Source organism: Anaerocolumna sp., from assembly GCF_032079385.1.
Classification (GTDB): domain Bacteria; phylum Bacillota; class Clostridia; order Lachnospirales; family Lachnospiraceae; genus Anaerocolumna.
The window spans coordinates 134,905-152,317 of the sequence record NZ_DAMAUC010000004.1 but is presented as its reverse complement, the minus strand read 5'-3'; the positions used below and the strand labels follow the sequence as shown (position 1 = coordinate 152,317).

Sequence of the window (17,413 nt, the reverse complement as noted above, 5' to 3'; positions counted from 1 at the left end):
TCCGTTTGTCTGTTAAGTACACTTGATTATTAAAAAGCAATCACAGATACTGTATCCATTGTATATAAAAAAGCAGAAAAGTAAGAGTGTTTCTTCGGATCTTTCCCTACTTATTTTATGTAGTATTGATTACTTAAACGCTATCCACCAATACATGCCGAATTTATCTACAACATCAGCAAGAACATACTATTGTTATAATCTGCGACTTATTCATTTTCCACACTTAGATCGTCCGCATACAAAACCTGCCCGTTCTTGCTTATGTATATGTCCATGATCCATTCCATGCTCACAATATCCCCGTGCAGCCCCTCGTATCGCCCTGTCGGTATACAAACCGCCTGCAACACAGGATCCCTCGGGCATCCAAACCTGAGCGTTAAGTGGCAGGCCTTCGAACCCAAAACCAAGCTGCCACTTTCGTATGAAACTCCAGCCCTCTAAAAGTTCAGAAGCGTCCACAGGTTGTGTGGTAATAATTTCTACTTTTCATGCATAACTTGCATAGAGTTCTTTGAAATTTATGGAATAACTTCTCTGCCTGCGCTTTATCAAGACCTTTGCTAATATCAATCAGGCGTCTTTGTAAATGGACTCTACAGCTTTATTGTAAGGATTCGGTTCCCTTCCTACCTAATGGATATTTCTATTCCTAATATGCTTATTACGGTCATAGTGACAACAATGGTGATTAAGGCCGCCATAAATTTAAAGATATCAAAAAAATAGAAACACATAATCATGGGAATCGCAGTTATGATCAACTCCAGTAACATACTGCGAAGGATAATAAAATATATGCTTATCCGTATTGCACTCCTTTCTGTCGGATAGAACTTAAGGAGTGCAGCAACACTTTTCCAGCCGTAGGACTGCTTTATAAATACACATCTGGAAAGATCCAGAATAGTAATCCAAACCGATATACCGGCTGCTAAGCCAATAGTAGCCCCAATGGGCATGATGCAGCCAAAAAACATGGCGATAAAATATATGATATTCGGCAGGAAAATGCCGATGAGTACGATATCATCTTTATCGTGGAAGATTTCTTTATCAAATTCATACTGCATGGATGTATTCCGATTCATAGAACTCCTCCTTCATAAAGCAATGGTTCTGAAAAAAAATACATAATTTCCTCCAGGTTTGCACGGGAAAGTAACACTCTTTCCTTAAGTTCATAATGCTTATCTAAGAAGGAAATATCCTCTAACATTGTTTCAAACCCAGTGTCAGTTTTACGGGTCCGCAGCGGTCTACCTTCGCGGATTAGAGGCAGGTCTTCCTTACTGCCTCTTATGATGGGGTATCGATCAATCAATTCCTCCTTTGTCATGGTAAAGACAAGTTTCCCATCATCCAACATTGTAATAAAATCAGCAATTCTGTCCAGATCCCCTGTGATATGGGTAGAGATAAGGACAGCTGCATTGGTTTCGTTGATAAGATCTTGAAGCAGGGCGTAAAAATCTCGTCGAAATATTGGATCCATACCACCCGTCGGCTCATCCATGATCAGCAGTTTTGGTTTATGACTTAAAGCAAAGGCCAGCTGGAATTTTGTCTTCATTCCCTTACTAAGATCCTTATAGCAGGCATCACTAATTAGTTCAAAGGTTCTAAGATATCTTATAAAAATATCTTCCCTCCATGCGGGGTAAAACCTTCCGAAAAGCCGGCCATTATCCAGAAGGGATTTATGATCAAAAAAAGGTCCCGGATCCAGAATGAATCCTATCTCCTCCTTCGCTGCTAAGCTGCGGTAATCCCTTTCGTTAATCCATATCCTTCCGCTGCTCTTACGGATGCCGTTCATAATACAGTTAATCAGAGTTGTCTTACCCGCACCGTTTTTCCCGATTAGACCCATGATATAGCCCTCCGGAAGGGAAAGGTTAATGTCCTCCAGAGTAAAGTTATTCCACTTCTTGGTGAGGCCGCAGACCTCCAAAACCGGATGTTTTTGTAACTTCATAATAAGCTCCCCCTTCTATTAATTATCATAAAGAAGATGGATCATGGTAATCATATCTTCCTTTGAAAGATTAGCACTTTTACATTGACGAATTAATTCCGACATCTGCCCCTCCAGTAACTGCAGTTTTTTTTCTTTAATAAGCTCCCTCTTATACGGTTTTACATAGAAGCCTTTCCCAGGCAGGGCATAGATGAGGCCTTCTGCTTCCAGCTCTTCATAAGACCGGCTGGTGGTAATGACGCTGATCTGCAGGTCTCTGGCAAGACTTCTAATCGACGGAAGAGGTTCGTCAGGCTTTATCTCCTGCTTGATGATTGCATCCTTGATCTGTTCCACAATCTGTTCGTATATGGCCAGATTACTTGTATTGGAAATCATAATATTCATACGATCCAACCTCCTTATCTTGTATTTCGCTTAAATAAATTAAGATATCCATAACGCGGTTCGGTATAATTACCAAGTTTATAAGTTTTAAGCGCAAAGAAGAGAAGCATTTCGGATGCAAATATAAATCCGATACTAATTAGTAACTGTATCTTAAAGTTCGACAAAAAACAAATATTAATAAAATTTCCTAATAATAATATGCCCATCAAAGAATACAGCAGGATAGAAATTTTCTTTCCTGCTTTTGTAATTATCATACCAAGCAGCAGACAGACTTGGACATAAAAGGTTAGCCACAGCCAACCTTGCTCCAAATGTGGCACAGGATATTTGAATGAAATCAACGTAAAGATACCTCCAATTGACGATAGAAGAAATGCCGTTATGATACTGCGCAAATGGATGTATCTCCGTATCACCTTGTTTTCCAAGGGTAGTACATATAGGATTTTGGGCAACTGCGGTGTCAGAACGGATAATGTGGCAAAGGATACATATAATTGAGTAAAGGGATTGCTGTCATAAAAGGGAAGACCTATAACTAAGCTTAGAATGCCAAGATAGACATATATCCAAAACCCTTTAAAAGCCTCGTGTAAATCAACTATCATCATTCTTAATGCAAATCGAAACATTCTTATATCACCGTCCCTTTTAAAAAATAATACATAATATCTTCAATGGTTGGTGTTACTACCTGTAGCTGTCCGTCGGTATTCTCAGGACTTTCATTTGCTTTAGCTCCCACAGGATCTTTTGCCATATCAATTTTTATTAGTGCTTCACAACATGTTTCAGTAATCCGTTTGCCAATAATCTGTTCTTCATATTCCTCCAGTCTTTCCTTCGAACCACGTAGCACCCGATAATGGTTTATGAGTTCCTCCTTCTCCTCAAAAAACAGCTGCTTTCCCTTCTCCAAAAACAGGATATAATCTGCGATCCGATCCAGTTCATCAGTCAAATGAGTGGAAAATATGACAGTTTTCGTTCCGTCCTGGATCAAATCAAAGATAATATCAATAAACTCTTTCCGAAAGACCGGATCCAGACCTGCAGAAGGCTCATCAAATATATATAGTTTCGCCTCCCGGCTAAAGGCTAAGGCAATCTGTAGTTTTATTACCATACCCTTAGACATCCTGAAAATGGATTTATGCATCGGAAGCCCGAAGCGTCTGCAAAGCTTTTTATAATGATTATAATGAAATCCTGCATAAGCTCTTCGAAATAGTTTCCCTATACTATAGGGAGACATACTGACCGGAAGGATACATTCGTCCGTTACAAATGCAATTTCATCCTTAGCCTTGACTACATCACTTATTCTGTCATAGTCCCCAATATGTATTCTTCCCTGCTCCGGTGTCCAAATTCCCATGATAGTATTCAAAAGTGTTGATTTGCCAGCTCCATTTCTTCCAATCAGTCCCAATACATAGCCCTGCTTCATAGAAAAATGAATGTCCTCCAATTTAAACTCTCCGAGCGTTTTTGTCATATGCTCAATACTGATGCCATGTTCCATACCTATTCCCCATTCAAAATCATATAATATAACACTGTACATATACTGTACATATTAATATATACAGTATATGTACAGTGTTGTCAAGAGAAATATTTTATTTGGGTGTCACAAGTCTTTGCTTTCATTTCATCTATTATTTCTCAATTGGGTCAGAACAACAAAAAATGATTATCCTGCAAACCCTGAGAAAGTTTAGGATAACCATTTCTTATGCAAAGTATATAACTAAATGAAAAACAAATTTTAATTAACGTAACACTATAATTTCCTTGCTTTGATTACAAATGTCACAGGTAGCATTTTGGCTTTTTTAGCAAAGTCACTTTCCTTATGTAATTGAATAATCTCATCGTCAGATTCTTCAATCATTTCCTCAATGGCAAATCCTGCTTTTGTTAATGCATTGATATAAGTTGATAGCTTGCGATCCGATAAAGATATTGCGCCTCCATCAAGAGCTACGGAATACCAGGATTCATCAAAATAACTTTTTTTAAAGAAAAGTGCATCATTTTCGATAGCAACGCATTTATGTATTGGATGAGACCAACTGAAAATAAATACACCGTCTTTTTTCAGGTAAGAAGAAATCCTGCAAAAGGTACTTTCAAGATTGGTAGCCCAGCCTACACCGTAAACCGAATAAACATAGTCAAAATAATCTACAGGTATTCCACAGTCTTCTTCCATCGGTGAGCAGATCAATTTTGCTGAAAAACCATACAATGATAAATATTCCTTTGCCTTTTCTATTTGTTTTTCGGAAATATCTATCCCCCATAGTTCAGAAGCTTTTCGGTCCCCATGATATTTTAGAGAATGCCCTGTTCCGCATCCTATTTCCAACAGCTTTTTACCTGATACATCACCAAAAAGATGACATTTTTCCTCTGAAACAAATGCCCCATACATAGGCAGTGCAGTTGTACCTATAACCTCATTTCCTTTTGTATTCCAAAAAGAACTGTTCGTTTTATGAATGTTGTCCTTGTCCATATCAACCGAAATGGCATATCCAACTTCGCCAGCACCTATAATATTGGTTCTGTGATTAGGATTCTTTTTCATAATGTTTTCCTCCATTAATATTAATTTGAAGGTCAGGCGTGGAAATGTTTTTAGCTCTTCCCCCTTATCTCGTACCAAAGATGGCGCTACACCGTGAAATCGACTGAATGCTCTTGAAAATGCAGCTTGAGAATCATACCCATAACGTATTGCTACATCAATTATTTTTTCACCATTTTTAATATCTCCTGCCGCCAAAGTTAATCGCCTGCGACGAATATACTCAGACAATGGAATTTGAGCTAAGATAGAAAAAATTCGGCGGAATTCACACTCCGAGCAATGTACTATCTTTGCTACTACATAATAATCAATATCACTCGATAGATTATCTTCAATATAATCAAGTGCTTGGTTCATACATTTCTGCCAGTCTATAACCTCACCTCCTCGTTACAAATATATCAGGAATTCGGGAAAAAATCATTGCATAAGGTGTATTCTAATGCAATGATTTTTTTATATAATCCGGTGTTCTCATTATTATTATAAACCGTGTGTTCGAGACTTTCCACACATAAAATAAAACATTTAGAAGTGTTCTTTTATCTAGTTTTATCAGCCTTTATCCTTCCCATGGATGAAGTCTTTTTTAAGAATTTGACTTTTCTCTCTTTTTATCTGGTTTTATCAATAAAATATCGAGTTAAGTCAGAAAAAGGACTTTTCCTAGTCCTCCCCCTATTCTGCCGGCTGAGTAAACATAACTTTACTCATGCTCTTTTCTCCTTTGGTTGATTCTACCTTTTAAAAACTCGATACTAATTTCTCGTCCTTCTTTCATGGCTTTGTATCCTTCTCCAAGCAAGGCATACAATTCCAATTTTATTTCATTTGGATTTGATTTATTAATATCCTTTTGAGCCGATATCATAACAGTACACCTCCAATCCATTTCTATATTATAGTATATCACACATATTTTTCTTAACAAACTTTTTCTGATAGAGTAAAAATTTTTATATATTCTTTAAAATAATAAATTTATAAATAAACTTAACAGTCTATGACATATCTATTAACGTATACACTGCTAAGTTCTCTTTTCGTAATAACTAATATTAACTCATACTAAAATTCTATATCTGCATGAGTAACCATTTATGTATCAAAGTGGAATAAAAAATTTATATATAATTTTTTCACTATATAGGCGGTTTTGAAAATAAAATTGTTGTATAGGTTGCATTTTCCTTCCCAATGTTGTATAGTATACATTGCTGAAACCCTCACAAATACAGGGTTTCTAACTTATCACTTCGTGTGTTCGAGACCTTCCACACGTAAAACAAAACTAAAGGAGAATTTCATATGAGAAACAAGAAAATTTTGTTTATGACAGAAGCGGCTATTATTGCAGCTATTTATGTTGTATTGGTTTTTGCATTTGCACCAATTAGCTTTTCTGCCATTCAGGCAAGAATTGCAGAAGCATTAACCATACTTCCTTTCTTTACACCTGCTGCCATTCCGGGAGTTACCATTGGCTGTCTGTTATCTAACCTTTTGGTTAGTGCAGATATTTTAGATGTTATTTTTGGTACTCTTGCGACCTTACTTGGCACAATTGGTTCCTATTTGTTAAGAAGGCATAAGTTCTTAGTTCCCCTTCCTCCCATTATTGCCAATGCGTTAATTATACCATGGGTTTTGCGTTACGCTTATGGCGCACCTGAAGCAACCCCATTTTTAATGCTCACTGTAGGAATCGGCGAAATTATTGCCTGCGGTATATTAGGCATGATTTTATTGTTTGCTTTAGATAAATATAAACATATTATCTTTCATTATAATAGAAGATAGAACCATAATAAAATCTGTCCCAAAATAATTTCGTGAATCTCTTTTGAATTAATCTCATTTCTAAAGACATTTCTAAGATGTGCTATTAGAATGGGAATTCATTCTTTGTGACAGTAAAAACTATAATATATTTTATAATAAATGAAATAAGGTCGATTTATATTAGGGCTTCCATAACTATGGCGGCCTTTTTTATCTTAATATAATCTTAATATTTACTGCTTTTATCTTACTTGATATCATTTGAAAGAAATGTTAAACTCTTTTTATAAATATAAATTTTTCCAACTATTCATTTAATACTTAAAAGCCGCAAATGGCTTTATATCTTTCAGGTGGAAAGCAAGGAATTTTCAGCCTGTGATTAAAAGGCGCAAAGGCGCCAGAATCGAGGTTTATTATGGCAAAGTTATCTAATGAACGTAAAGTAACTTATTATATTGGAATGGGGTTAATTGTATTAGGCTTTATACTATTTATCTCTGTGTTTTTTCAAGTTGCAAGCTTTACTAATGATCCCTTTTCTCCGACAAGTACAGAACCTTCTTTTTCCAGCGCTATATTCGGTTTTGTCCTTATGATTATTGGAGGTATCGTCTCATCTATTGGAGCGAGAGGCGCTGCCGGTTCCGGTGTGATTCTGGATCCAGATAAAGCCAGAGAGGATTTAAAACCCTTTAATGAGGCAAAAGGTCAAATGTTAAATGATGTAATTGGCAACATTGATGCTGTGAACAATATAACTAAACCGACAGAAGGAAAAGAAATCATTAAAGTAAAATGCAGAAGCTGCGGTGCTCTTAATGATGAGGATGCTAAGTTTTGTAAGAGCTGCGGAGAATCCTTATAACTTATTTAATTATTCTAACTTCACCAAAGTTATCGACTTAAGAATGTAATATAACAATATACAAAAAGCAGGCAAGTGAACTAAGTAACTTGCCTACTTTTTTATTTACTACTTATCTATTTTACAAAATTCTATTCATCTACTACAGCTCACAGTTATTAACCGTACGTGGGAATGGTATTACATCTCTGATATTACCCATACCGGTTAAATACATAACGCAGCGCTCGAAACCAAGTCCAAAGCCTGCATGTCTGGTACTGCCGTACTTTCTTAAATCAAGATAGAAGTCATAATCTTCTTTATCTAATTTAAGCTCTTCCATTCTCTGAACCAGTTTATCATAATCATCTTCTCTTTGGCTTCCGCCGATAATTTCACCGATTCCCGGAACTAATAAGTCCATAGCAGCTACCGTCTTATTATCTTCATTTAATTTCATATAGAAAGCTTTGATTTCCTTTGGATAATCCGTTACAAACACTGGTTTCTTAAATACTTCCTCTGTTAAATATCTTTCATGTTCTGTTTGTAAATCACAGCCCCAGCTTACTTTATAATCGAATTTATCATTATTCTTCACTAATATATCAATGGCCTCTGTATAAGTAACATGTCCAAAATCAGAACTTGCTACATGCTCCAGTCTTTCTAATAAGCCTTTATCAATAAAAGAATTAAAGAAATTCATTTCTTCCGGTGCATTCTCTATAACATAACGAATAATATATTTAATCATGTTTTCCGCTAGAACCATGTCATCCTTTAAATCAGCAAATGCAATCTCCGGCTCAATCATCCAGAATTCAGCTGCATGACGGGTGGTATTAGAATTTTCCGCACGGAAAGTAGGTCCAAAAGTGTAGATGCTACGGAAAGCCATGGCATATGTTTCACCATTTAGCTGGCCGCTTACTGTTAAGTTGGTTGGTTTTTCAAAGAAATCTTCTTTATAATCCACTTTCCCGTCTTCCGTCAGAGGAACATTGTTAAGGTCCATAGTAGTAACCTGGAACATCTCTCCCGCTCCCTCCGCATCACTTCCTGTAATAATTGGAGTGTGTACATATACGAAGTCTCTTTCCTGGAAAAACTTATGAATGGCATAAGCAATCAAAGAACGGACACGAAATACCGCCTGGAACGTGTTTGTTCTAGGTCTTAGATGAGAAATACTTCTTAAATACTCTAAGCTATGTCTTTTCTTCTGTAATGGATATTCTGATGGGGAATTTCCCTCAACCTGAATATCTGTTGCCTGAATTTCAAAGGGTTGTTTTGCTTCCGGTGTTGCAACTAACTCTCCTTCAATAATAAGAGCAGAACCAACATTTATTTTTGCAATCTCAGCGAAGTTGGATAACTTGTCACCATATACAATCTGTAATGTTTCAAAAAATGTTCCATCATTTAATACGATAAAGCCGAAAGTCTTAGAATCTCTATTACTTCTAACCCATCCTCCAACAGTTATCTTTTTTCCAATATACTGCTCTTTATTTCTATACAGTTCTCGAATTGTGATTAGATCCATGTGTTTGACTCCTTTGTCTTGATATTTCCTGTAATTTCTTTTCTTATTATATCATGAACGTAAAGCTTTTTCTTGAACTTCGCGCTCCACTTGGAATTTGCAAGCGTAGTTACAAAATTCCTCATTCCTTTTTTATTATTATATCATATGATTTTCTGATTACAACTAAAAGTTCTGAATATTCTTTCGTTAATCTGGCTCCTTTTATTACTATTCATTATAATACCAACTATGTTTTCTATTCAAGATTTTACAATATTAACAACTTTAAAAATCATTTTTTTACTCTAAGCTTAAAATAAAAACGCCAGGGAATTTGAATTACCTGATTTTCTTAATTCAGCCTTATCAATCTTACAGAGAATAAAATAAGAATAGATTGAAAGCATTTTTTGCAGCCTTATTATTTACCATATTTTTATCCCTAATATCTTTGACACTACTATCAGAACATGATAAAATAAAATCATAATTTGTTAATCAAATAACAATGTTCTGGGAGGATTTCTATATGATAATTACAGTATGTATTGGCAGCTCCTGTCATTTAAAGGGATCAAGAGAGATTGTAAAAACACTTGAGAACCTTATTTCACTACATAATTTAAAGGATAAGATAGAGTTAAACGGTTCTTTTTGTATGGAAAATTGCCTGAAAGGTGTTTGTGTTAAAATTAACGAAGATGTATTTTCTTTAGAACCAAAGAATGCGGAACAATTTTTTAAGGAGGAAGTCCTTAGGAGGCTAAGCGATGAATGTAATCAGCTTTAAAGAAGCAAAGTGCAAGAACTGCTATAAATGCGTCAGAACCTGTGAAGTAAAAGCTATTACCGTTACCGATTCTCAAGCACAAATTATGGATGATAAATGTATTCTATGCGGTCTATGTCTGGAAGCCTGTCCCCAAAATGCCAAAACCTTTAACAGTGACTTAAATAAAGTAAAAGGGTACCTAAGAGATAATATACCAACGATTATCTCCATCGCTCCCTCTTACCTTGGTGTGTTAAAATACAAAACTCCCGGGCAGGTAATTACTGCACTATTAAAGCTGGGCTTCTGGAAGATATTTGAAACCGCAGATGGTGCTGCATTTGTAACAAAAGAGTATGAGAAATTGTTGGCAGCCGGTACTATGGATAATATAATAACTACCTGTTGTCCTAGTGTAAATGATTTAATTGAATTTTATTATCCTACCCTTACTAAATATATGGCACCTGTTGTATCACCTATGATTGCTCATGGTAAAATTCTTCGTAAGAAATATGGGAAAGATGTAAAAATCGTATTCTTAGGCCCCTGTATTGCAAAGAAACGAGAAGCCGAAGGTGACCCAAGAACCTTAGGATATATTGATGCAGTTCTTAATTTTATTGAATTGGAACAATGGTTAAAGGAAGAGCAGATTGATATTTCAGATTTGGAAGATACTCCTCCCGAGAATCCGGATCCTATGGTAAATCGATTATATCCTGTTAGCAGTGGTATTATTTCTTCTGTTGTTGCTTCCGCAGTCCCAAGCAAATACCGTAAATTTTATGTTCACGGAATTAAAAACTGTATGGAATTGCTAGACAGCATGGAAAAAGGGGAAATAAGCGGTAGTTTTATTGAAGCAAATATATGTACCGGAGGCTGCATTAAGGGTTCTGCCCTGAATAAAGAAAGCCTGTCACGGTTTAAAGTAAAGCTGGATATGGAAGAAACTATTCCAAAGCTTCCCATAGATAACAAAAAGTTCTTTGAAAGGGGACGCGACATCTCTTTCTTTAAACCCTTTTCCGACCATTCTCATAACGACCCTATGCCTACTGAGGAAGAGATCACTCAAATCTTGCAAAAAATAGGCAAGATAAAACCAGAAGATGAATTAAATTGCGGTGCCTGCGGTTATTCCAGCTGTCGTGAAAAAGCCATAGCCGTACATCAGGGAAAAGCAGAACTGACTATGTGTATTCCCTATATGCATGAGAAAGCCCAGTCTATGGCCAATATTGTTTTGGAAACCACGCCAAATATTATTATATTAGTAGATTCCGATATGAAAATTATTGAATTTAGCGGCACAGCAGAAAGTTATTTTCATATGTCCAGAGCAAAAGCCGTTGAAAAATATCTTTATGAATTAATTGATCATACGGATTTTGAAAAGGTACTTACTACCCACGAGCCTATTATTGGTAAGAAGCTGGAATATCCGGAACTTGGTATTACCACTCTTCAAACCATTGTTTATGTTAGTGAACAAAATGCTGTTCTTGGTATCTTACAGGATATTACTAAGGAAGAAGAACAAAAACAGCAGACTTTTAAGGTAAAAATGGATACCATCGAAATGGCTCAGAAGGTTATTAATAAACAAATGCTGGTTGCTCAGCAAATTGCTGGCTTATTAGGAGAAACTACGGCAGAAACCAAAGTTACCCTAACCAAACTTAGAGATACCATCTTAAATGACGGTATGGAAGAACTTTCAAAGAAACGTTAATCAGATTTATTATATGCGGATAATTTATTTCTACTGGTCAATTAAAAAAGTAAATTCCACTACCCTGTGGCAAGTGATGTGGAGTTTACTTTTTTAATTGACCCACTTATGAAAGATTATTTCCATATTTAAAGGAGTAAATTTCGTCATGAAAAAAGATTCATTTATATTATATATAAATTCTAAATTAGTTTTGTCTTACTGCATAAAATATGATATAATGCAACCGTTGAAAACTGAAATAAAGTCGAAAGGTGTATATAAGCAGCTTGCCATATGCAAAAAGGTATAAATCATGAATGTAAGTATTGACACTTCTTATAAAAGTCTAAATAAGCATCATGAAGAATTATGCGGTGATAAAGTTGAATTATTAGAAACGGCTGATTCCCATATATTGATTCTTTCTGATGGAATGGGCAGCGGCGTAAAAGCAAATATACTGGCTACATTGACATCCAAAATATTAGGTACCATGTTTCTAAATGGCGCTTCCATTGATGAATGTGTAGAAACCATAGTAAAAACATTACCCGTCTGTCAAGAGAGACAAATTGCTTATTCCACTTTTAGTATATTACAAATCTTCCACGGTGGAGAAGGATACCTGGTAGAGTTCGACAACCCCAGCTGTGTATTTATCAGAGATGGGAAACTATTAAAGATACCATACACTGAAAGAACCATTGCCCATAAAACAGTCCGGGAATATCGTTTTAAAGTGCAATTGAATGACTGCTTTATCCTATTAAGCGATGGTGTTATCCATGCCGGTGTGGGGCAGGTATTAAACTTCGGATGGACATGGGATAATATGGCTGAATATGCCCTGAAAACCGTGAAATCAACCTTGTCTGCCTCCAGACTTGCAACCACGCTGATAAAAGCCTGTCAAGATTTGTACAATGATATACCCGGAGATGACACAACTGTGGCTGTGGCAAGAGTCATAGAAACAAAGGTAATCAATTTATTTACCGGTCCTCCGGCTAATAAAAAAGATGACGCCCGATTAGTCCACGATTTTATGGAAGCTCCTGCAAAGAGAATTATTTGCGGAGGTACCAGCGCTAATATAGCAGCCAGAATTCTAAATAGAAAAATCAAAACCTCATTAACATATACTGACCCCTCCCTTCCCCCCGTTGCAAAAATGGAGGGTATAGAATTAGTTACAGAAGGCGTTCTTACCTTATCCAGAGCTTTGGCATTAATGAAGTATTATGTAGAAGGTGAAATCAATGAGGTATTTTTCGATGAATTAGATAAAGAAAATGGAGGCTCTATGATTGCAAAACAGATCATAGAGGATTGTTCTATTTTAAACTTGTTTGTAGGAAAAGCCGTGAATGAAGCACATCAGAATCCGGGACTTCCTTTCAATCTAAGTATACGGATGAACTTAGTAGAACAAATTAAAGAAGCAGCATTAAAAATGGGTAAAGAAGTACATATAAAGTTCTATTAATTTAAAATATATTTATTAATATGTATCCTTTTATTATAGGTTAATAAGTAATCTGACTTCCTGCCCCACTGTACAAGATAAGGAGATATTTTATGTTAGGAGAAAATTCAAACATTGGTACCATAAAACACGAAGTATTATATGAAGTTGCAAAGCTTGCTTTTCATGATGAATTAGCAGAAAAAAAAGAATCACTTCCATATGATATGATACCAGGCCCACAAGCGAATTTTCGTTGTTGTATTTATAAAGAAAGAGAAATAATCAGACAGAGAGTACGTTTAGCGGAAGGAAAATCTCCATCTGCCGGATCCAACAAGAAAAATATTGTGCAAGTAATTCCTTCTGCCTGTGAAGGCTGTCCAATTGCAAGATTTGTAGTAACAGATAACTGTCAGAAATGCATGAGTAAAAAATGTCAGGGCGCATGTAACTTCGGGGCAGTATCCATGTCAAAAGATAGAGCCTACATAGACCCGAGTCTTTGTAAAGAATGCGGCAAATGTTCTCAAGCCTGTCCATATAATGCAATTGCGGACCTTATGCGTCCTTGCAAGAGAAGCTGTCCTGTAGATGCCATTACTATGGATGAGAATAACATTGTAGTAATTGATGAAGAAAAATGTATTAACTGCGGAGCTTGTATTGTAAATTGTCCATTTGGTGCTATTTCTGACCGTTCCTTTATAGTTGATGTCATTAACCTGCTGGGGCAAAAGGATAAACATGTTTATGCCATGTTAGCTCCCGCCTGGGAAGGTCAGTTCGGAAGCCATGTATCTGTAGGAAGTATGGCAGCTGCCATTAGAGAATTAGGTTTTACTGAAATGTATGAAGTTGCCTTAGGAGCCGACTACACCGCTTCTACAGAAGCAGAAGAATGGTCCGATGCCTATAATGAAGGCAAGAAGAAAACAACTTCCTGCTGTCCGGCCTTTGTTAAAATGATTCGCAGACATTTTCCCACCTTAACAGATAGTATATCAACCACTCTATCTCCAATGGCTGCAACAGCAAAGTTAATTAAGGCCATGGATCCGGAAGCAATCTGTGTATTTATCGGGCCATGTATTGCCAAAAAGGAAGAAGTGCTTGATTCCATATCCTTAAATGCGGCGGACTATGCCTTAACCTTAGATGAACTGGTAGCTATGTTCAGAGCAAAAGAAATTGAGCCAAAATCCTTTAACGGAAATATACAGCAAGGAAGTATATACGGAAAGAAATTCTGTATATCTGGCGGAGTTACTGCCTCTGTTGTACAATCTCTGAAGGAATCCAATGGAAATACCGGCATTACTGTTAAAGTATGTAATGGTGCCACAGAATGCAAGAAAGCTTTAATGCTATTGAGAGCCGGAAAACTTCCGGAAGATTTCATGGAAGGGATGGCATGTGAAGGAGGATGTTCCAACGGACCGGGAAGTATTTTAACCGGCAGAGCCGCTAATGTAAACCGCGAAAAATTATTTGCACAGGCAGATAACCGCGATATTCATGAAAACCTGAGAGAGTATGAGGAATATGAATTCTCTATGCACAAACACTAAAATTAATTAAAGCAATACATTAATCTATTATGGTCTGTTAATTAAGCAGTAAGTTAAACGATAACCTTTGTCTTAAGGCACAGGTTATCGTTTTTAAATTATTTTCCTAGCATTAAATATTATCCCCATTAATAAAGCGTAATTATTATCCTTCCAGTGCCCTTAATATATCTTTTATATCCCTGCTTTCACTATGGATGAAGTTTACTCCTTCGTTAATATGTCCTAAATAGTGAGCGTCTGAATTGGTAATGACGTTGCAATTATCAAGGTATGGATTTTCTTTTCTTAGAAATTCTATCTTATCCTTATCATATAATTCCACACAGGAGAATTTAGATTCCGGAGGGATAAATCCCAGATTATACAATAAACTGTTGGCCATCCGGTCAATATGTGCGGGAATCATAATTCCATTATAATCTTTTACTAAATCATATACCTTTTCAAAAGATATATCAGTAGCATTAATTAAAAGATAAGGCTCTTCACCAACTACCTGATCTTCTTCATCATAGATTTGCTGACTCCCGAATATGGACTGATTATTGGGAACGGGAATCAGATGTTCATAAACATAACCGTCAAAGTTCATGGCATCCTCCAGTCTGGAGAATAAGCAGAGCACATGCACTTCTTCCTGAGTACATAATTCCATTCCCGGAATTGCTATTATACCATACTGCTTTGCCATGGCAAGAAAAGCCGGACAGTTCTTGCTGGAATTATGGTCTGTCAAAGCCACCACATCTAAGTTCTTTAGTGCAGCCATGGCAATAATGTTAGCGGGGGTCATGTCATTATCGCCACAAGGAGATAAGCAGGAATGCAGATGGAAGTCATAAGCCAGCTTAATCATGGAGTAATTGATACACGGTTAAAGCAGCTTCAAAGATGGGTTTATCTGTGCTAAGTACCGTAATCTTTTGTGTCTTTGCCTTTTCCCGCCCGTTCTGGTCCAGTTCTGCCCCCTCAGCTAATATAATGCAAGCTACATCTGCTAATTTTGCCACTGCTAATGTATTAATATTTCCCATAACTGTTACCCATGCACTGTCAGCAGGTGCTTTACTCATCGCAATACTCAGCAGATCACAGCAAAATGGTTCGGATATACATTGTTCTAAATTACCACCAACTTGAATTACTTTAAATACTTCCTTATCTATTAATTCTTGTACTGTCATCTTAATAACCATGCTCCTTTCACAAGCTGAAAGAATGAAATTCCTTCAGCCTATTCCTTTTCTGCATCCTCTTTATTGGAATACGTAATCGCTTTGTTTTGTTTATCCAACATTGAGATTTCATCCGATATCTTATGAATATACTGACGCAGAATGTGTATGCAGTCTTTTTCACTGGCAACGCCTCTTACAACATCTTCTGCCAGTGCTTTACAAGTGGGTGCTCCACAAGAACCACAATCAAGTCCCGGGAACACTTTACATAATTCCTCTACTTTAGAAATCATGGCTATACTTTCTTTCATATCCATTCCCAATTTAAATACCGGTTCATATTTCACTTTGTGAGTCCAGTAAACATTGGTTTTGTCCAATCCTGTTCTGTTGATACCATTTGAATCTGCCATGCCTTTATTGGTTTCCTCTTTAATGGTTTTACCTGCACCTGGGTTCTCTGAAGATATGGCTTTCTTAGAGCCCACAGCTCCGATATTGGTATCATTCATATGATTCCGGGCAACAGGAAGATATTTTCTTAACCGTTTCAATTTTACCCTTGCTACAAATGGGTTTTCCACAGTTAAAACACCGCCCACACAACCACCGTTACAGGCATTTAGTTCTATGAATTCCAGCGTGCCAATCTTTTGGTCTTCTAAGTCCTCCAATACTCTTATTACATTCTCGATTCCATCTGCTGCAAGATAGTTATCTGTCAATAGACCACCTGCTTCTCCTCCGGTTCCTCCCCAACTGATTCCAATCTTACCAGATATAGAGAGTTCTTCTATCTCTCCTGTGACTTCTACCTCTTTCATTAAGGAAAGCAGCCTTGGATAAACATCTTTTATAGCCAGCACTCCGTCTACTTCACTTTTGTCAATTCCGAGAGGAGTTCTTACTGCACTAACCTTTGCCGGACAAGGAGAAATAAATATAATACCTATTTTTTCAGAAGAAAGTCCCGTTTCTTTCATAGCCTTTTCCCTTGCCAGAGAAGCCGCCAGATCCACCGGAGCAAGTATAGGCAATAAATGATCTATAAGATTTGGAAAACGTACTCTAATAAGTCTTACCACGGAAGGACAGGCCGTGCTGATAATGGGCCATTTGTCTTCATTCTCCTCCACATATTTCCTGGACATTTCAGACACCAATTCGGCAGCACCGCTGACCTCATACACATCATCAAAGCCCATACGCTTAAGCGCGGTAAGTACTATATTAATATCATCCAGGTTATTAAATTGGCCATACAAGGAAGGTGCCGGTAATGCCACCGTATATTCAAATTGATCCAAGATACTGATGGGATCATAAAAAGGCAGTTTTGCATGGTGAGGGCAAATTCTTATGCATTCACCGCAATCAATGCAGAACTTCTTAGTAATTACGGCTTTTCCGTTTCTTACTCTAATAGCGCCGGTTGGACACCTTTTTATACAGTTTATACAACCTTTACATAATTCCTCGTCCAATCGAACCGCATTAAAAAACTTATCCATGGCTTTTCCCCTCTTACTTATACACTACTTAATTTTTTATTTCACCTTTGT

18 protein-coding genes are annotated in these 17,413 nt (G+C 36.8%); 6 read left to right on the top strand and 12 right to left on the bottom strand.

From position 1 onward, the window contains the following. Nucleotides 1-213: 213 nt before the first annotated feature. From RT261_RS05245 to RT261_RS05210, 8 genes are all read right to left on the bottom strand, one after another. Nucleotides 214-465 (bottom strand): hypothetical protein, encoded by a 252-nt coding sequence (locus tag RT261_RS05245; protein ID WP_313130269.1) that lies wholly within the window; start codon nucleotides 463-465, stop codon nucleotides 214-216. A gap of 167 nt (nucleotides 466-632) precedes the next feature. Continuing rightward, nucleotides 633-1,094, bottom strand: coding sequence for a hypothetical protein (locus RT261_RS05240; protein ID WP_313130266.1), 462 nt, complete (start codon nucleotides 1,092-1,094; stop codon nucleotides 633-635). Then, the gene (locus tag RT261_RS05235) at nucleotides 1,091-1,981 is read right to left on the bottom strand and encodes an ABC transporter ATP-binding protein (RefSeq protein WP_313130264.1); all 891 of its coding nucleotides are present in this window, start codon (nucleotides 1,979-1,981) and stop codon (nucleotides 1,091-1,093) included. Before RT261_RS05235 ends, RT261_RS05240 begins: the two co-directional genes overlap by 4 nt. A gap of 18 nt (nucleotides 1,982-1,999) precedes the next feature. Further along, on the bottom strand, nucleotides 2,000-2,371 hold the full coding sequence (locus tag RT261_RS05230; RefSeq protein WP_313130260.1) for a GntR family transcriptional regulator: 372 nt from the start codon (nucleotides 2,369-2,371) through the stop codon (nucleotides 2,000-2,002). 14 nt (nucleotides 2,372-2,385) lie between these two features. Beyond that, the gene (locus RT261_RS05225; RefSeq protein ID WP_313130257.1) at nucleotides 2,386-3,009 is read right to left on the bottom strand and encodes a hypothetical protein; all 624 of its coding nucleotides are present in this window, start codon (nucleotides 3,007-3,009) and stop codon (nucleotides 2,386-2,388) included. A 2-nt stretch (nucleotides 3,010-3,011) separates the two neighbouring features. Beyond that, complete coding sequence (locus RT261_RS05220; protein WP_313130254.1) at nucleotides 3,012-3,944, bottom strand: ABC transporter ATP-binding protein; 933 nt, start codon at nucleotides 3,942-3,944, stop codon at nucleotides 3,012-3,014. Between the two features lie 219 nt (nucleotides 3,945-4,163). Beyond that, nucleotides 4,164-5,333: a helix-turn-helix domain-containing protein gene (locus RT261_RS05215; RefSeq protein WP_313130252.1), complete on the bottom strand. Its 1,170-nt coding sequence runs from the start codon at nucleotides 5,331-5,333 to the stop codon at nucleotides 4,164-4,166. Nucleotides 5,334-5,682: 349 nt separating this feature from the next. After that, nucleotides 5,683-5,847: a hypothetical protein gene (locus tag RT261_RS05210; RefSeq protein WP_313130250.1), complete on the bottom strand. Its 165-nt coding sequence runs from the start codon at nucleotides 5,845-5,847 to the stop codon at nucleotides 5,683-5,685. Between the two features lie 437 nt (nucleotides 5,848-6,284). Between RT261_RS05210 and RT261_RS05205 the strand changes: the two genes are divergently transcribed. Both RT261_RS05205 and RT261_RS05200 read left to right on the top strand, forming a co-directional pair. Then, nucleotides 6,285-6,776: a QueT transporter family protein gene (locus RT261_RS05205; RefSeq protein WP_313130248.1), complete on the top strand. Its 492-nt coding sequence runs from the start codon at nucleotides 6,285-6,287 to the stop codon at nucleotides 6,774-6,776. A 400-nt stretch (nucleotides 6,777-7,176) separates the two neighbouring features. Beyond that, on the top strand, nucleotides 7,177-7,626 hold the full coding sequence (locus RT261_RS05200; protein ID WP_313130244.1) for a zinc ribbon domain-containing protein: 450 nt from the start codon (nucleotides 7,177-7,179) through the stop codon (nucleotides 7,624-7,626). A gap of 142 nt (nucleotides 7,627-7,768) precedes the next feature. On the opposite strand, the gene asnS is transcribed toward RT261_RS05200, so the two are convergent. After that, a complete protein-coding gene (gene asnS, locus RT261_RS05195; RefSeq protein WP_313130241.1) occupies nucleotides 7,769-9,160 on the bottom strand; it encodes an asparagine--tRNA ligase in 1,392 nt (463 codons plus the stop codon). A gap of 511 nt (nucleotides 9,161-9,671) precedes the next feature. On the opposite strand from asnS, the gene RT261_RS05190 reads away from it, so the two are divergent. The 4 genes from RT261_RS05190 to RT261_RS05175 all read left to right on the top strand — a co-directional run bounded on the left by RT261_RS05190 (nucleotide 9,672) and on the right by RT261_RS05175 (nucleotide 14,670). Next, a complete protein-coding gene (locus RT261_RS05190; protein WP_313130239.1) occupies nucleotides 9,672-9,932 on the top strand; it encodes a (2Fe-2S) ferredoxin domain-containing protein in 261 nt (86 codons plus the stop codon). Continuing rightward, nucleotides 9,913-11,652 carry a [Fe-Fe] hydrogenase large subunit C-terminal domain-containing protein gene (locus RT261_RS05185; protein WP_313130236.1) on the top strand — a complete coding sequence of 580 codons (1,740 nt, stop codon included), beginning with the start codon at nucleotides 9,913-9,915 and terminating at the stop codon, nucleotides 11,650-11,652. The genes RT261_RS05190 and RT261_RS05185 overlap by 20 nt, the downstream gene beginning before the upstream one ends. Before the next feature lie 295 nt (nucleotides 11,653-11,947). Further along, on the top strand, nucleotides 11,948-13,120 hold the full coding sequence (locus RT261_RS05180; protein WP_313130233.1) for a SpoIIE family protein phosphatase: 1,173 nt from the start codon (nucleotides 11,948-11,950) through the stop codon (nucleotides 13,118-13,120). 92 nt (nucleotides 13,121-13,212) lie between these two features. Beyond that, complete coding sequence (locus RT261_RS05175) at nucleotides 13,213-14,670, top strand: 4Fe-4S dicluster domain-containing protein (RefSeq protein WP_313130231.1); 1,458 nt, start codon at nucleotides 13,213-13,215, stop codon at nucleotides 14,668-14,670. Nucleotides 14,671-14,815: 145 nt separating this feature from the next. Here RT261_RS05175 and RT261_RS05170 read toward each other — a convergent pair whose 3' ends face one another. Genes RT261_RS05170 through RT261_RS05160 form a run of 3 tightly spaced genes read right to left on the bottom strand, consistent with a single transcriptional unit; the run spans nucleotide 14,816 to nucleotide 17,362 of the window. Next, a complete protein-coding gene (locus RT261_RS05170; RefSeq protein WP_313130228.1) occupies nucleotides 14,816-15,529 on the bottom strand; it encodes a PHP domain-containing protein in 714 nt (237 codons plus the stop codon). Next, on the bottom strand, nucleotides 15,522-15,857 hold the full coding sequence (locus tag RT261_RS05165; RefSeq protein WP_313130225.1) for a hypothetical protein: 336 nt from the start codon (nucleotides 15,855-15,857) through the stop codon (nucleotides 15,522-15,524). The genes RT261_RS05170 and RT261_RS05165 overlap by 8 nt, the downstream gene beginning before the upstream one ends. Before the next feature lie 50 nt (nucleotides 15,858-15,907). Beyond that, a complete protein-coding gene (locus RT261_RS05160) occupies nucleotides 15,908-17,362 on the bottom strand; it encodes a [Fe-Fe] hydrogenase large subunit C-terminal domain-containing protein (protein WP_313130223.1) in 1,455 nt (484 codons plus the stop codon). Nucleotides 17,363-17,413 lie beyond the last annotated feature (51 nt).

What these genes read in the sequence shown, in the direction of transcription:
- RT261_RS05205 (WP_313130248.1), top strand. Translation starts at nt 6,285, where the DNA reads ATGAGAAACAAGAAAATTTTGTTTATGACAGAAGCGGCTATTATTGCA.
- RT261_RS05210 (WP_313130250.1), bottom strand. Translation starts at nt 5,847, where the DNA reads ATGATATCGGCTCAAAAGGATATTAATAAATCAAATCCAAATGAAATA.
- RT261_RS05200 (WP_313130244.1), top strand. Translation starts at nt 7,177, where the DNA reads ATGGCAAAGTTATCTAATGAACGTAAAGTAACTTATTATATTGGAATG.
- RT261_RS05170 (WP_313130228.1), bottom strand. Translation starts at nt 15,529, where the DNA reads ATGATTAAGCTGGCTTATGACTTCCATCTGCATTCCTGCTTATCTCCT.
- asnS (WP_313130241.1), bottom strand. Translation starts at nt 9,160, where the DNA reads ATGGATCTAATCACAATTCGAGAACTGTATAGAAATAAAGAGCAGTAT.
- RT261_RS05215 (WP_313130252.1), bottom strand. Translation starts at nt 5,333, where the DNA reads ATGAACCAAGCACTTGATTATATTGAAGATAATCTATCGAGTGATATT.
- RT261_RS05240 (WP_313130266.1), bottom strand. Translation starts at nt 1,094, where the DNA reads ATGAATCGGAATACATCCATGCAGTATGAATTTGATAAAGAAATCTTC.
- RT261_RS05175 (WP_313130231.1), top strand. Translation starts at nt 13,213, where the DNA reads ATGTTAGGAGAAAATTCAAACATTGGTACCATAAAACACGAAGTATTA.
- RT261_RS05225 (WP_313130257.1), bottom strand. Translation starts at nt 3,009, where the DNA reads ATGTTTCGATTTGCATTAAGAATGATGATAGTTGATTTACACGAGGCT.
- RT261_RS05190 (WP_313130239.1), top strand. Translation starts at nt 9,672, where the DNA reads ATGATAATTACAGTATGTATTGGCAGCTCCTGTCATTTAAAGGGATCA.
- RT261_RS05180 (WP_313130233.1), top strand. Translation starts at nt 11,948, where the DNA reads ATGAATGTAAGTATTGACACTTCTTATAAAAGTCTAAATAAGCATCAT.
- RT261_RS05220 (WP_313130254.1), bottom strand. Translation starts at nt 3,944, where the DNA reads ATGTACAGTGTTATATTATATGATTTTGAATGGGGAATAGGTATGGAA.
- RT261_RS05230 (WP_313130260.1), bottom strand. Translation starts at nt 2,371, where the DNA reads ATGAATATTATGATTTCCAATACAAGTAATCTGGCCATATACGAACAG.
- RT261_RS05165 (WP_313130225.1), bottom strand. Translation starts at nt 15,857, where the DNA reads ATGACAGTACAAGAATTAATAGATAAGGAAGTATTTAAAGTAATTCAA.
- RT261_RS05235 (WP_313130264.1), bottom strand. Translation starts at nt 1,981, where the DNA reads ATGAAGTTACAAAAACATCCGGTTTTGGAGGTCTGCGGCCTCACCAAG.
- RT261_RS05185 (WP_313130236.1), top strand. Translation starts at nt 9,913, where the DNA reads ATGAATGTAATCAGCTTTAAAGAAGCAAAGTGCAAGAACTGCTATAAA.
- RT261_RS05160 (WP_313130223.1), bottom strand. Translation starts at nt 17,362, where the DNA reads ATGGATAAGTTTTTTAATGCGGTTCGATTGGACGAGGAATTATGTAAA.